This window comes from Labrys wisconsinensis (assembly GCF_030814995.1).
Taxonomy (GTDB): Bacteria; Pseudomonadota; Alphaproteobacteria; order Rhizobiales; family Labraceae; genus Labrys; species Labrys wisconsinensis.
On sequence record NZ_JAUSVX010000014.1, the window covers coordinates 26,141 to 39,364 of the forward strand.

At 70.9% G+C, this 13,224-nt stretch carries 18 protein-coding genes; 9 read left to right on the forward strand and 9 right to left on the reverse strand.

What is annotated here, in order from left to right:
* Positions 1-2 precede the first annotated feature (2 nt).
* The 3 genes from QO011_RS29520 to QO011_RS29530 are packed head-to-tail and all read right to left on the reverse strand — an operon-like array spanning position 3 to position 2,569.
* Positions 3-803, reverse strand: a complete 801-nt coding sequence (locus QO011_RS29520; protein ID WP_307280413.1) for an ATP-binding cassette domain-containing protein — start codon at positions 801-803, stop codon at positions 3-5.
* Positions 800-1,588 (reverse strand): ABC transporter permease subunit, encoded by a 789-nt coding sequence (locus QO011_RS29525; RefSeq protein WP_307280416.1) that lies wholly within the window; start codon positions 1,586-1,588, stop codon positions 800-802. The genes QO011_RS29520 and QO011_RS29525 overlap by 4 nt, the downstream gene beginning before the upstream one ends.
* A 30-nt stretch (positions 1,589-1,618) precedes the next feature.
* Entirely contained in the window at positions 1,619-2,569 is a 951-nt protein-coding gene (locus QO011_RS29530) for a sulfonate ABC transporter substrate-binding protein (protein WP_307280419.1), read from the reverse strand.
* A gap of 287 nt (positions 2,570-2,856) precedes the next feature.
* On the opposite strand from QO011_RS29530, the gene QO011_RS29535 reads away from it, so the two are divergent.
* Both QO011_RS29535 and QO011_RS29540 read left to right on the forward strand, forming a co-directional pair.
* Positions 2,857-3,762 (forward strand): CmcJ/NvfI family oxidoreductase, encoded by a 906-nt coding sequence (locus QO011_RS29535; protein ID WP_307280422.1) that lies wholly within the window; start codon positions 2,857-2,859, stop codon positions 3,760-3,762.
* A 423-nt stretch (positions 3,763-4,185) separates the two neighbouring features.
* Positions 4,186-5,004 carry a glycoside hydrolase family 25 protein gene (locus tag QO011_RS29540; protein WP_307280424.1) on the forward strand — a complete coding sequence of 273 codons (819 nt, stop codon included), beginning with the start codon at positions 4,186-4,188 and terminating at the stop codon, positions 5,002-5,004.
* Positions 5,005-5,026: 22 nt separating this feature from the next.
* Here the strand turns inward: QO011_RS29540 and QO011_RS29545 are convergent, their stop codons facing one another.
* Genes QO011_RS29545 through QO011_RS29555 form a run of 3 tightly spaced genes read right to left on the reverse strand, consistent with a single transcriptional unit; the run spans position 5,027 to position 6,229 of the window.
* Entirely contained in the window at positions 5,027-5,287 is a 261-nt protein-coding gene (locus QO011_RS29545) for a DUF3253 domain-containing protein (protein WP_307280426.1), read from the reverse strand.
* Position 5,288: 1 nt separating this feature from the next.
* Entirely contained in the window at positions 5,289-5,981 is a 693-nt protein-coding gene (locus tag QO011_RS29550; RefSeq protein WP_307280428.1) for a DUF599 domain-containing protein, read from the reverse strand.
* A 29-nt stretch (positions 5,982-6,010) separates the two neighbouring features.
* Positions 6,011-6,229: a hypothetical protein gene (locus tag QO011_RS29555; protein ID WP_307280431.1), complete on the reverse strand. Its 219-nt coding sequence runs from the start codon at positions 6,227-6,229 to the stop codon at positions 6,011-6,013.
* Positions 6,230-6,256: 27 nt separating this feature from the next.
* Here QO011_RS29555 and QO011_RS29560 point away from each other — a divergent pair, with 27 nt between their 5' ends.
* The 5 genes from QO011_RS29560 to QO011_RS29580 all read left to right on the forward strand — a co-directional run bounded on the left by QO011_RS29560 (position 6,257) and on the right by QO011_RS29580 (position 8,850).
* Positions 6,257-6,901 (forward strand): glutathione S-transferase family protein, encoded by a 645-nt coding sequence (locus QO011_RS29560; protein WP_307280432.1) that lies wholly within the window; start codon positions 6,257-6,259, stop codon positions 6,899-6,901.
* A 63-nt stretch (positions 6,902-6,964) separates the two neighbouring features.
* On the forward strand, positions 6,965-7,384 hold the full coding sequence (locus tag QO011_RS29565; RefSeq protein ID WP_307280433.1) for a DUF1489 family protein: 420 nt from the start codon (positions 6,965-6,967) through the stop codon (positions 7,382-7,384).
* Between the two features lie 146 nt (positions 7,385-7,530).
* A complete protein-coding gene (gene pgsA, locus QO011_RS29570) occupies positions 7,531-8,130 on the forward strand; it encodes a CDP-diacylglycerol--glycerol-3-phosphate 3-phosphatidyltransferase (protein ID WP_307280436.1) in 600 nt (199 codons plus the stop codon).
* The gene (gene moaD, locus QO011_RS29575; protein WP_307280437.1) at positions 8,127-8,378 is read left to right on the forward strand and encodes a molybdopterin converting factor subunit 1; all 252 of its coding nucleotides are present in this window, start codon (positions 8,127-8,129) and stop codon (positions 8,376-8,378) included. The genes pgsA and moaD overlap by 4 nt, the downstream gene beginning before the upstream one ends.
* Position 8,379: 1 nt before the next feature.
* Positions 8,380-8,850 (forward strand): molybdenum cofactor biosynthesis protein MoaE, encoded by a 471-nt coding sequence (locus QO011_RS29580; RefSeq protein WP_307280439.1) that lies wholly within the window; start codon positions 8,380-8,382, stop codon positions 8,848-8,850.
* A 28-nt stretch (positions 8,851-8,878) separates the two neighbouring features.
* Here the strand turns inward: QO011_RS29580 and QO011_RS29585 are convergent, their stop codons facing one another.
* Complete coding sequence (locus tag QO011_RS29585) at positions 8,879-9,352, reverse strand: DUF992 domain-containing protein (protein ID WP_307280442.1); 474 nt, start codon at positions 9,350-9,352, stop codon at positions 8,879-8,881.
* Between the two features lie 215 nt (positions 9,353-9,567).
* Here QO011_RS29585 and QO011_RS29590 point away from each other — a divergent pair, with 215 nt between their 5' ends.
* Complete coding sequence (locus QO011_RS29590; RefSeq protein ID WP_307280445.1) at positions 9,568-9,840, forward strand: hypothetical protein; 273 nt, start codon at positions 9,568-9,570, stop codon at positions 9,838-9,840.
* 102 nt (positions 9,841-9,942) lie between these two features.
* On the opposite strand, the gene QO011_RS29595 is transcribed toward QO011_RS29590, so the two are convergent.
* Complete coding sequence (locus tag QO011_RS29595) at positions 9,943-10,134, reverse strand: hypothetical protein (RefSeq protein ID WP_307280447.1); 192 nt, start codon at positions 10,132-10,134, stop codon at positions 9,943-9,945.
* 248 nt (positions 10,135-10,382) lie between these two features.
* On the opposite strand from QO011_RS29595, the gene QO011_RS29600 reads away from it, so the two are divergent.
* Positions 10,383-11,822: a caspase family protein gene (locus QO011_RS29600; protein ID WP_307280449.1), complete on the forward strand. Its 1,440-nt coding sequence runs from the start codon at positions 10,383-10,385 to the stop codon at positions 11,820-11,822.
* A gap of 6 nt (positions 11,823-11,828) precedes the next feature.
* On the opposite strand, the gene QO011_RS29605 is transcribed toward QO011_RS29600, so the two are convergent.
* Positions 11,829-13,214: an MATE family efflux transporter gene (locus tag QO011_RS29605; RefSeq protein WP_307280881.1), complete on the reverse strand. Its 1,386-nt coding sequence runs from the start codon at positions 13,212-13,214 to the stop codon at positions 11,829-11,831.
* Positions 13,215-13,224: the final 10 nt, after the last annotated feature.

Consider the following 13,224-nt stretch of genomic DNA (forward strand, 5'->3'; position numbering starts at 1 on the left):
TCTCACACCGCGGCCAGGATCCTGGCCTTGAGAGCGGCCTCGCCGGCGCCGTGCGCCTCGCGCGGCGAGGCGACCGGCAGGTCGAGGGCGATGGCGCCCTCGCGCAGCACCAGCACCCGCTCGGCCAGCGCCAGCGCCTCGTCGACGTCATGGGTGATCAGCACGGCGGTGAAGCCGCGCTCGCGCCACAGCCGGGCGAGGAGCTGATGCATCTCCCGGCGGGTGAGGGCGTCGAGCGCGCCGAAGGGCTCGTCGAGCAGCAGGATGCTCGGGCGGCTCTCCAGCGCCCGGGCGAGGGCGACGCGCTGGCGCTGGCCGCCGGAGAGCAGGCTCGGCCAGTCCTCGGCGCGGTCGGCCAGGCCCACCGCCTCCAGCGCGGCCAAGGCGTTGGCCCGCCAGCCCGGCTCGCGGGCGATGCCGACATTGGCGATGACGCGCTGCCAGGGCAGCAGCCGCGGCTCCTGGAACATCAGCCGCGCCGCGGCGGGGATGCCGGTGACCGGCTTGCCGTCGATGGCGACAGTGCCGGCGCTCGGCCGCTCCAGGCCGGCCAGCAGGCGCAGCAGCGTCGACTTGCCGCCGCCGGAGCGCCCGACCACCGCGACGAAGGCGCCGGCCTCGACGCGAAGATCGAGGCCGCGCAGCACCTGGCGTGCGCCGAAGGCCTTGGCGACGCCGGCGAGCTCGAGCGGCAGGCCGGCCGGGGCCGGCGCGGCCGGGCCGGCCTCCTCGGCGCGGGCGGCCCGGCCGAGCAGGCCGGTGCCGAAGAAGGGGTCGTCGAGGAACTCGGTGGCGAGAGTCATGCCGGCGTCTCCTGCGAGGCGGCGTAGCTCGGATGCCAGGCGAGGGTGGCGTGCTCCAGCGCCCGGGTGATGACGTCGGAGAGCTTGCCGAGCAGGGCGTAGATCAGGATGCCCATCAGCACCACGTCGATCTGCATGAACTCGCGGGCGTTCATGGTCATGTAGCCGATGCCCGAGGAGGCCGAGATGGTCTCGGCGACGATCAGCGTCAGCCACATCAGGCCGAGGCCGTAGCGCAGCCCGACGAAGATCGAGGGCAGGGCGCCCGGCAGGATCACCCGGACGAAGCGGGCGAAGGGGCCGAGGCCATAGACCCGCGCCATCTCCAGCAGGCCGGGATCGATGGTGCGCACGCCGTGATAGGTGTTGAGGTAGACCGGGAACAGCACGCCGAGGGTGACGAGGAACACCTTGGCCGTCTCGCCGATGCCGAACCACAGGATCACCAGCGGGATGATGGCGAGGTGCGGCACGTTGCGCAGCATCTGCAGGGTCGAATCGAGCAGGAGCTCGGCCGGCTTCCACAACCCGTTCAGCACGCCGAGGCCGAAGCCGAGCAGGCCGCCGATGGCGAGGCCCTGCAGGGCGCGGCCGGTCGAGACCGCCACGGCCTGCACCAGCGTGCCGTCGGAGAGCGCCTGGCGGAAGGCCAGCGCCACGGCGCTCGGCGCGGGCAGGGTGCGCGCCGAGATCAGGCCGGTGTCGGCGGCGATCTCCCAGGCGACGAGCAGCGTCACCGGCAGGATCCACGCCGCGACGCCGCGCGGGACGGAGAGGGGAGCCATGGCGGGCCTCCGGGCTGGTTCAGGCGGATGTCACGAGCCGTTGCCGCGCACGACGTCCTCGACCTTCAGGGGCTTGGGGATCAGCTTGAGGTCGTGGAAGGTGTCGGCGATCTTCTGCTGCTCGGCCGCCACCGCCGCCGAGACCGGCTGGACGTCCCAGGCCTGGCGGCTCAGCGCCAGCTTGAGCACCGGCACCGGGATGCCGACGGCCGGCGCAAGCTCGGCGGCGGCCTGGTCGACATTGCCCTTGGCCCAGGCGTCGATCTCGCGGATCGAGGCGAGGATGGCGTCCACGGCCGGGCCGTTGCCGGCGACGAAGGCCTGCTCGCCGAGATAGAACTGGTGGTTGGAGACCAGGCCCTCGCCGCTCGTCAGGGTGCGGGCTTCCAGCGTCACCTCGGCCGAGGCCTGGAACGGGTCCCAGATCGCCCAGGCGTCGACGTCGCCGTGCTGGAAGGCGGCGCGGGCATCGGCCGGCGGCAGGAACACCGGGGTGATGTCGCCATAGGCGAGCCCGGCCTTCTCCAGCGCCTTGACCAGGAGATAGTGGACGTTCGAGCCCTTGTTCAGCGCGACCTTCCTGCCCTTCAGGTCGGCGACGCTCTTCAGCGGGCTGTCCTTGGGCACCAGGATCGCCTCGCTCAGCGGCGCGGCCGGCTCGTTGGCGACATAGACCAGCGGCGCGCCGGCGGCCTGGGCGAAGATCGGCGGCGCCTCGCCGGTGACGCCGAAGTCGAGCGCGCCGACATTGAGCGCCTCCAGGAGCTGCGGCCCGCCGGGGAACTCGGTCCAGGTCACGGAATAGCCGAGCGGCTCCAGCTTCCTCTCCAGGATGCCGCGGGCTTTCAGCAGCAGGAACGTGCCGTATTTCTGGTAGCCCACCCGCACCACCTTGTCGGCGGCCTCGGCGCCGCCGGCGAAGGCCAGGGCGAGGGTGGCGGCGGCGGCGAGCCGGGACAGGCGCTGGAGGAGCGACCCCATGGAAAATTCCTCTCTTCGATGCGGGCCCGCAGGGCTGGCCGGGAAAGTGATCTAGCTATTCTCCATTCTTGATAAAATAAGTCAACTATAGCGCCTTGCCGTAACGGGCCCGCGGCCGGGTGTCCGCATGGACGCCGCCGATCTGCCGGCCTATCCTCGACCGCGGCGGCCGGGCGCGGCCGGACGGGCTGCGCGCGAAGGCGGCTCCGTCCGTGAAGTGTCGCCGCCAACAGCTTGAGCGTGCAGAGGTTTCGGCCGGGATGGCCGCGGAGTGGGTGGGAGGAGAGATGGTGCAGGGTTCCGACACGGCGTCGCTCGGGCGCGGCGCGGCGCGGGTGCGGCCGGACTTCGAGGCGCGCATGAACTATCTCGGCGAGCAGGCCGACAAGCCGCTGTTCCACACCAGCGATCCCAGCCAGTCGCGCATCGTCATCGAGTCCCATCCGGTCGTCATGCGCGATGCCCGGGCGCTCGCCGCGCCGTCGCTCGACCGGGAAGGCTTCGTGCTGATCCGCCAGCCGCTGCCGCCGTTCGACTATCGCGACACCGCCCAGCGGGACGGGCCCTATCTCGTCCTGCTGCAGGACGTCATCCGCGAGGCCCTCGGCGCCGCCAAGGTGATCACCGACACCTCGATCCTGCGCCTGCCCGGGCCGGACGCCTTCCAGGTGCCGGTGACCCGGGTGCATTGCGACTACACCGCGGGCTCGGCCCGCCGGCTGCTCTCCGAATCCTGGGACCAGACCCTGGGGCGCGAGGCAGGCCTCGCCGACACCGCTGGGCTGATGGCCGAGTCGGTCGACGCTGCGCCCGGCGAGCGGCGCTACGGCCGGGTGCTGGCGGTGAATTGCTGGCGCACCATCTCCGAGCCGCCGCACGACTATCCCCTGGCGGTCTGCGCCCGGCCTTCCCTCGCGCCGCAGGACGTGCGCGTCGCCGACTTCATCGAGGAGGTCGAGGGCGGCGAGCCCTACCGGGCCGAGCTGTCGCTCTGCCGCTACAACCCTCGGCACGCATGGTACAGCTATGCCGACATGCGGCCCGACGAGGTGCTGCTCTTCCTCGGCTTCGACTTCTCCGATCCCGGCCAGTGCGGCGCCATGCACTCGGCCTTCCCAGACCCCGCCTGCCCGCCCGACGCGCCGGGCCGGGCCAGCGTCGAGGTGCGCACCTTCGTGTTGTTCGACGCGTGAGGGAGGGACGGAGAGGGGGCTGGGGCTGCAATGTCGAGCGCGACCTCGGCTTTTCCCCTCCCCCTTGTGGGGAGGGGCGAGGGGTGGGGGTCCATCAGGACATGGCGCTGCGCTGGTCACAGGACGCCCTTGGCAAGCCGATCCGCCTCATTCCGCACGACCCACACCCCTAGCCCCTCCCCACAAGGGGGAGGGGAAAAGCCGGCGTTGTGCCAAGACTAGTTGCCTCCAACCCGAAAAGAACGAATTCCACCGTCGGAACAATGGCTTGCCCCCGCTTGCGCTCACGGCGCTTCGCAGTCTGCGCCGCCCCAAACCCGTCCCCGCGGAAATCCGGTTAGCGGCCGTTAAGTTTCGGCGATTAATTTGCTATGGATGAAGCGGACGCCGGGGGAACGGCGCCTGCCGTTCTGGATGGTCCGGATGCCGCGCCCGACACGACGTCTCCTGCGCCCCGCCCTGGTGCTCGCCACCCTTCTGGCTCTCGCCGGCTGCTCCAGCGTCGAGAATGCCGGCATGCAGAGCGCCCGCGTCGACTATGCCGGCGCCGGGCTCGGCGGCGCCGAGCCGCACGAATTCCCGGTCCACGGCATCGACGTCTCGAAGTACCAGGGCCAGATCGACTGGGCCGCCGCGGCCAGGGGCGGCGTGCGCTTCGCCTACCTCAAGGCCACCGAAGGCGGCGATCGCAACGACGAGATGTTCCAGACCAACTGGGACGGCGCGCGCGCCGCCGGCATCCCGACCGGCGCCTATCACTTCTTCTATTTCTGCCGGCCGGCCTCCGAGCAGGTCGCCTGGTTCAAGACCCATGTGCCGCCCGCCAGGGATTCGCTGCCGCCGGTGCTCGACATGGAGTGGAACCCCCAGTCGCCGACCTGCAAGATCCGCCCGCCCGCCGACAAGGTCCGGGCCGAGATGCGGGTGTTCCTGCAGGAGATGGAGGCCTTTTACGGCAAGAAGCCGATCATCTACACCACGATCGACTTCCACCGCGACGTGCTGACGGACGAGCTCGCCGACTATCCCTTCTGGGTGCGCTCGGTGAAGGCGCACCCGTCCGCGCGCTATGGCGGCCGCAGCTGGGCCTTCTGGCAGTACACCGCCACCGGCAGCGTGCCGGGCGTGGCCGGCAAGGTCGACCGCAACGTCTTCGCCGGCTCGGAGAAGGAGTGGCAGGCCTTCCTCGAGAAGGCCTCCCGGCCGAGCGAATCGATGATGACGGCGAGCATCACGCAGTAGCCCCGGCAAGCGAGGGGCGCGTTCAGTCCAGCCGCGCCGGCCCGAGGCGGTAGACGCCCTTGAAATCGTCCGGGTCGACCGGCCGGCCCTTGCGGTAGATCACCAGGCGTCCCTCCTTGGCCAGCCGCACGGCGACGCGGCGCAGCGGCTGCATCACCGGCCCCCATTGCTCGCTGCCATCGCCGGCGACGGCGCGGGCGACCGCGGCGGGGTCGATGGTCTTGTCCGGGCGCTCGGCCACCAGGCGCAGGATCGCTTCCTCGATTTCGGCAGGGTCGGTCATTTCAGTCCTTCGAAGCGTCGAGGGCGCGCAGCGCCGCCGACGCGAATTGGCGCCGCACCATGATGGCGAGCACCGCCGTGGTCGACACCATGAACACATAGGGGCTGACGAACCAGCCGAGATAGCCGAGCGCCAGGAAAAAGGCGCGCTGTCCCCGGTTGAAATGGCCGCCGCCGGCCATGTTCATCGCCGCCGCCCGCGCCGCCATCGCCTGCGCCTCCGGGTCGCTGCCGTCGGTGCTGTTCGGCGTGGCGGCGATCAGGATCGCCACGTAGTTCATCACGCGGTAGGCCCAGGCGAACTTGAAGAAGGCATAGGCGAAGATGATGCTGAGCCCGATCACCTTCATCTCCCAGGCCTCCCGCACCGTCTCCACCGACAGCGGCAGGGTGGAGAAGATCGCCACCGCCTCGTCGGAGGAGCGCAGCAGCGACAGGCTGCCGCCGAGCGCGATCAGGGCCGTGGAGGCGAAGAAGGCGGTGCCGTTCTGCAGCGAGGCCATCACGGTGGAATCGAGGATGCGCACCTCGCGCTCGATCATCCGCTGCATCCAGCGCCGGCGAAAGGCGTCCATGCGCCCGTTCAGCGAGTGCCTGGCCAGGCGCGGATGTTCCAGCGCCAGTCCGTAGAGGATCCAGACCGCGGCGAACCACCCCGCGGCGACGAGGTCGGCTGTCTTGAAGACGTTCAGCATCTCCCGGCCCCGGCTGCGACGGCGATTCCCTAGAGCAAAGCGCGTTTGGACGGAAACGCTGCTTTGCTCTCTCCTTGTTTCGACGCGTCTTTGCGATGCTTGGCGATTCCGCCAAATCGCAAAACGCTTGAGGCCCCAACCTTATGCGGCGCGATCGGCTTCGCAACGGCCGGCGGCGCGGCGCGATCACGGCGGCTGATGCGGCCGATCGACAATTCTCGTTTGTGCCTGCCGCCGGGCTCGGCCATGGTGCGCGCTCCATCGGGAACGACGCCGTGAAGCTGTTCATCGCCAACAAGAACTACTCCTCCTGGTCCATGCGGCCCTGGCTGGCCGCCAGGAGCGCCGGCATTCCCTTCGAGGAGGAGATGGTCTGGCTGCGCCAGCCCGAGACCCCGGCGCTGATCCGGGCGCGGTCGCCCAACGGCCGGGTGCCGGCCCTGATCGACGGCGACCTCGTCGTGTTCGAATCGATCGCTGTCCTGGAATATCTGGCAGAGCTCGCGCCGGGCCTGTGGCCGCAGGACCGCGCCGCCCGCGCCCATGCCCGCTCGATCTGCGCCGAGATGCATGCCGGCTTCGTGCCGCTGCGCAACCGCTGCAGCATGAACATGAAGCGCGCGCCGGCGCCGATCGCCCTCGACGCCGACGTCGAGGCCAATGTCGACCGGATCGTCGCGATGTGGACCGACTGCCGCACGCGCTTCGGCGCCGGCGGCGACTTCCTGTTCGGCGCCTTCGGCAATGCCGACGCCATGTACGCGCCGGTCGTGAGCCGTTTCCACAGCTACGGCGTGCCGGTGCCGCCCGGGGTGCGCGCCTATATGGACGCGGTGATGGCGACCCCCGCCTGGCTGGAATGGGAGGCGGCGGCCCTGGCCGAGACCCAGGTCATCGCCGAGACCGACGCCATCTGCTGAGGCCTCGGCGCTTGATCCGCCGGCGCGATCGTGGGAAGCGGGGGCGCTGTCCGGAACCTGGTCATGGCGCTTCATCTCATCAAGCTGTGCGTCGGCGCCGAATCGATCGCCGATCTGGAGGAATGGATCGCCGAGCGCGTCGCGGCCGCCGGCGAGCACGTCCACACCACCCGCATGACGCCCAAGCGCCGGGAGGAGATCCTCGACGGCGGCTCGCTCTACTGGGTGATCCGGGGCGAGCTCAATTGCCGCCAGGCCATCCTCGACCTCCGGGCCGTGGTCGATGCCGAGGGCATCTCGCGCTGCGGGATCCTGCTCGATCCGAGGGTGGTGCCGGTCGATCCGCGGCCGCGCGGGCCGTTCCAGGGCTGGCGCTACTTCGAGGCCAAGGACGCGCCGCCCGATCTCGCCGGCCCGGGCGAGGCCGCCGACGAGCTGCCGATGGAGCTCAGGCGGGAGCTGCGCCTGATCGGCCTCATCTGATCCTGAAACGTCGGCCGGGGCTTCGGGCGCGTCGGCGGAATGTCCGGCCTCGTCCGTGGGGATGGGCGAGGCCTGCGGCGCGACGGCTCGGCCAGCGTCCTTCGGCGATATTGACGGCGCGCGGCCTCGCATGTTCCTTGGGCGCCATGACGACACCTCAGGCCCAGCGCCGTGCCAGCCCGCTTTCGCTGCCCAACATCCTGACCTATGGCCGCATCGCCGCCGTGCCGGTGGTGGTGTTCTGCCTGTTCTGGCCGACGGATCTGTGGATCCGCTGGGTGGCGTTCGCCGCCTTCGTGGCCGCGGCGGTCACCGACTATTTCGACGGCTATCTCGCCCGCGCCTGGGGCCAGCAATCCTCGCTCGGGCGCATGCTCGATCCGATCGCCGACAAGCTGCTGGTCTCCGCCTGCCTGCTGATGCTCGCCGCCGACGGCAGCATCGCGGGCTGGTCGCTCTGGGCGGCGATCATCATCCTGTGCCGCGAGATCCTGGTCTCGGGCCTGCGCGAGTTCCTGGCGGAGCTGCGGGTCTCCGTGCCCGTCACCTGGCTGGCGAAATGGAAGACCACGGCGCAGCTCGTCGCGCTCGGCTTCCTGCTGGCCGGGCCGGCGGGCGAGCAGATCCTGCCCGGCACCACGGTGATCGGCCTGGTGCTCCTGTGGGTTTCGGCTGTGCTGACGCTCTATACCGGCTATGATTACTTCCGCAGCGGTGTGCGGCACCTGATCGAGGACGGCGCGTGAAGATCCTGTATTTTGCCTGGCTGCGCGAGCGGATGGGGCAGGGCGAGGAGGAGGTCGAGGTCCCCGCGGGCGTCGGCACGGTCGGCGAGCTGATGGCCTGGCTGGCGGCGCGGGACGAGGTCTCGGCCCATGCCTTCGAGAATCCCAAGGTGGTGCGCGCGGCGATCGACCGCCGGCACGTCAGGCCGGACGCGCCGCTCGCCGGCGCCACCGAGATCGCCTTCTTCCCGCCGATGACCGGGGGATGAGGTGACGGTCCGCCTGCAGCGCGAGGATTTCGACGTCGCGGCCGAGATCGCGGCGCTGACCGCGGGGCGCACCGACATCGGCGCCGTCGTCACCTTCACCGGCATCTGCCGTGCGGGCGAGGGGGATGCGCGCATCGGCGCCATGACCCTCGACCACTACCCCGCCATGGCCCAGGCCGAGCTGGAGCGGATCGAGGCCGAGGCGCGCCAGCGCTGGCCGCTGCAGGGCGTCAGCGTCATCCATCGCTTCGGCCGCCTGGTCCCGGGGGAGACCATCGTGCTGGTCGTCGCCGCCTCGGCCCACCGCCAGGCGGCCTTCGAGGCGGCGGCCTATCTCATGGACTATCTGAAGACGCGCGCCCCGTTCTGGAAGCGCGAGGAGCGGTCGGACGGAGCGTCCTGGGTGGCGGCGCGCGAGGCCGACGAGGCGGCGGCGGCGCGCTGGGCGCGCCCGGAGCCGGACGACGCCTGACGGCGCCCGCGCCGCCGCAACCCATGCGTCAGCGCATCGGCCGCAGGGAGATCTGGCCGACGCCGGCCGCGAGGTTGAGCCCGGTCTGGCCGGAGACCGAGAGCGGCTGCAGCGCCACCGAGTTCTGCGAGCCGCCGACCAGCACATTGGCGCCGAGGCCGGCCACCAGCGTCGCCTCCGCCGTCGCGCCGATATAGTCGCCGCCGAGGCTGCCGCGATGGCTCGTCGGCTCGAACACGGCCCAGACGATGGTGCCTTGCGAGGTGACGCCGATGTCGAGGCCGTACTTTGTGATGGTGCCGGCATAGAGCTCGCGGCGGCCGCGCACGCCCTTGAAGGTGCAGGCCATCGCCTTCTTCGAGGTGATGATCATGCCGATTCCGGCCGAGACGTTGCACACCAGCGTTCCCGTTTTCACCCGGGCTTCGGCGGCCGGCACGGCCGCGAGCATGGTGCCGGCCATGGCGGCAGCCAGGACGGTGGACTTGGCAAAGGGCGTCATGAAGCTCTCCAAGGCATGCGAGGCCGGGGGGACAGGCTGGCCTGCGCCTTCTACATAGGGCGCCCGAACATTGCGGCGAGATCATGCCCATGCGTCGCGGCGGTGGACGCCGCTGCCACTTCCACGACTCGCGATTGAAAGCGGGCGGAATTGCGTCCATGCTCGCCGCAGCGGCCGGACGGCGACGTCGAGGACCGCATCAAGGGGGTGGAAATATGGAACAGATCCTGATCAACCTCGTCGGCGGCGCGATCGGCGGCAATGCCTCCGGCGCGGCGCTCAAGCAGTTCGACATGGGAACCGTGCTCAACACCGTCGCCGGCGCGGTCGGCGGCGGCGTCCTGGGCCAGATCCTCACGGCGCTGATCCCGGTGCTGCAGAGCGGCAACCTGGACGTCGGCTCCATCATCGGCCAGCTCGTCGGCGGCGGCGCCGGCGGCGTCATCCTTCAGATCATCGCCGGCCTGATCAAGAGCAAGATGGCCTGATTCGACCGCGATTCCAGCGGTTTCGACACGATTTCCGGGCCCCGCCCGCAGGGCGGACCCGGAGAGCGCGCATGTCTCCGCCTTCGGCCGAGCGACGGTGCGTCAGCGCGCCTCGATCCGGACGGGCTCGGCCCCATGGGCGGCCTGGGCCGGCTTCAGCGAGGCGGCGAGGATCAGGATCGCCAGAACCAGAGCGATGCCGGCGACGATGCCGGTCATGACGTCGAGGGTGACGCCGGCGGCCTCGTCGGGCTTGTCGGACTCCGGCACGCCGAAGATCTGGGAAAAACGCATGGCGTGGCTCCTCTTGGACGATCCTCTTCGCATGCCGGAGTTAATGGATCGTGGAATCGATCCGAGCATTTCGCGGTTTTGCACGCGCGCCCGTGCGGCTTCGCACGCTGCGGGCCGTCCCGCCTCTGCACGAGCGAAACAGCCCCCGGTGTAACCAGGGGCGTTCCCAGTCCGGGGCGGCGGTGCTAAGGCTGGCCGCGAACGGGAGAGCGAGCACCATGACCTTCGGCGCGAGGCTTCGGTGTGTCATGGCCGCCTTGAGCCTGATCGTCGCGGCCGGGGCCGCGCAGGCGGCGGGCAAGGCGGCGCTGGTGATCGGCAACGGCGCCTACCGTAGCGTCACGCCACTGGCCAATCCCGCCAACGATGCGCAGGACATGGCCGCGGCCCTGACCCGGGTCGGCTATGCCGTGACGCTGGTCACCGACGGCGACCTCGCCGCGATGAACGACGGCCTGCGCGCCTTCCTGCGCAATGCCGACCGGGCCGACAGCGCGCTGGTCTTCTATTCCGGCCACGGCGTGCAGGTGAACGGGAAGAACTACCTGATCCCGGTCTCGGCCAGGATCGAGGACGAGCTCGATCTCGACACTCAGGCCCTGTCGCTCGACAAGCTGCTCGATCTCGTCGACCGGGCCGCTCCGCGGGTGCGCATCGTCATCCTCGATTCCTGCCGCGACAATCCGCTGACCCGCACCCTGGTGCGCGGCGCCGGCACGCGCGGGCTGGCGCGGGTCGACCTGGATGCTGCCGCCGCCAAGGGCACGCTGATCGCCTTCGCCACCGCCCCCGGGTCGGTGGCGCGGGACGGAGACGGGCGCAACTCGCCCTTCACCAAGGCGCTGCTCGCCCATCTCGAGACGCCGAACCTCGACGTCCGGCTGCTGTTCGGCGCCGTGCGCCAGGATGTCGACGCGGCGACGCAAGGCAGCCAGACGCCCTGGGTGAACGAGGCGATCATCGGGTCCTTCTCCCTGGACGACGGGGGGACGCCGGCGCAGCCGCCGGTCCAGCCTGCAATCCAGGCGCAGCCGCAGGTCCAGCCCGCAGTCCAGGCCGAGCCCCAGCTCGTCACCCTGCAGCCGCCGGCGCAGGAGAGGCCGCTGACGATCGACCCTACGCCGGCGATGCCGGCCAATCCCAGCTTCTCCTGCAACGGCCGTCTCAACGCCGTCGAGCAGCAGATCTGCGCCAGCCCCGTGCTGGCCGACCTCGACCGCACCATGGCGAGCAGCTACACCGGCCAGTGGCGGGCGCTGGCGGGGGCCGAGCGCAAGCGTTTCGCCGATGTCCAGCTGCGCTGGATCGCGGAGCGCGATGCCTGCGGCGGTGACGCCGCCTGCCTGGAGGCGCGCTACCGCGAGCGGCTGGCGAGCCTGGGTCTCGCCGCCTCCGGCTTTGCGGCGCAGGCCTATGACGCGAGCGCCGACCGGACGCAGCCGAGCTTCCCCTGCAATCGCAATCTCACCGCGGTGGAAGCCCGCATCTGCGCCAGCCCCCTGCTGGCGGGGCTCGATCGCCGCATGGCCGCAGCCTATGGGCAGCAGGCCGCGGCCCTGGGCGACGCCGACCGCAAGCTCTTCGCCACCGACCAGAAGCGCTGGGCCGCGCGGCGCAACGCCTGCCGCGACGATGCCTGCCTCGTCGCCAGCTACCGCCAGCGCCTGTCGGAGCTCGGCGTGCCCTGAGGCGCCTCAGGCCGCGGGCACCAGGCCGAGCCGTTCGCGTCGGATCCAGCGCAGCGTCATCAGCACCGCCACCGCGGCCAGGCCGCTGGCGAGGCCGATCCAGATGCCCTTGCCGCCGAGATCGAAGACGAAGGCCAGCACCACGGCGAGCGGCAGCGCGATGCCCCAATAGCCGATGGCGGCGAACAGCATGGGCACGCGCGTGTCGTGCAGCCCGCGCAGCATGCCGGCGCCCAGCACCTGCGCGCCGTCGACGATCTGGAACATGCCGGCGAAGGCCAGGAACAGCGTGGCGAGGGTGATCACCTCGGCATTGGCGGGATCGGCGAGGTCGACGAACAGGCCGATCAGCAGCCGCGGCGCCAGCAGCATGGTGGCGGCCGCGCAGCCCATGAAGCCGACGCCCATGGCATAGGCCGTCCAGCCCGACCGGCGCGCGCCCTCCCGGTCGCCGGCGCCATGGGCCAGGCCCACCCGCACCGTCGCCGCCTGGGCCAGGCCCAGCGGCACCATGAAGGAGACCGAGGAGATCTGGATGGCGATGGCGTGGGCGGCGAGGGAGGCCTCTCCGATCAGCCCCATGAGGAAGGCAGCGGCGTTGAACACCGACACCTCGAAGGTCAGGGTGATGCCGATCGGCAGGCCGAGGCTCCACAATTCCCGGAAGCGCGGCCAGTCCGCCTGCCAGAACCGGCCGAAGGCATGGTAGCGGCGCAGCCGTCCGTCGAGCGCGATCACCAGCGCCAGCGTGCCGAACATCGCCCAGGTGGCGATCGTCGTGGCGATGCCTGCGCCGACGATGCCGAGCCCGGGTGCGCCGAGCCGGCCGAAGATCAGCGCCCAGGCGAGGAGCGCGTTGACCGCGATGGCCACCACCCCGGCCCAGACGGCGGGACGCGGCCGCCCCAGCGCGGCCACGAAGGAGCGCAGCACGATGTAGCCGAGGAAGGGCGGCAGCGACCATTGCAGGGCATGCATGTAGCGCGCCGCCTCGTGCGCCGCGGCCGGCTCCTGCCCGAGCCGCAGCAGGATCGGGTCGGTGAGCGACAGGGCGATCAGGGCCGGCACGGAGACGACGCCGGCGGTCCACAGGCCCTGCCGCACGGTGCGGCGCACGTCGCGCACCGAATGGCGCATGCGCCCGACCTCGCTCGCGACCATGGGCGAGACGGCGGCGACCAGGCCGACGCCGAAGATCATGAAGGCGAAGTAGAGGTTGGTCGCCAGCGTGCCGGCCGCCAGCGCCTGCGGCCCGAGCCGGCCCAGCAGCATGATGTTGGTGGTGGTGAGCGCCACCTCGATCAGCGTGGTGAGGATCATCGGCCAGCCGAGCGCGAAGGTGGCGGCGATCTCGCGCCGCCACGCGCCGCCTTCGGCACGGGGCTCGGCCATGTCCGTCACG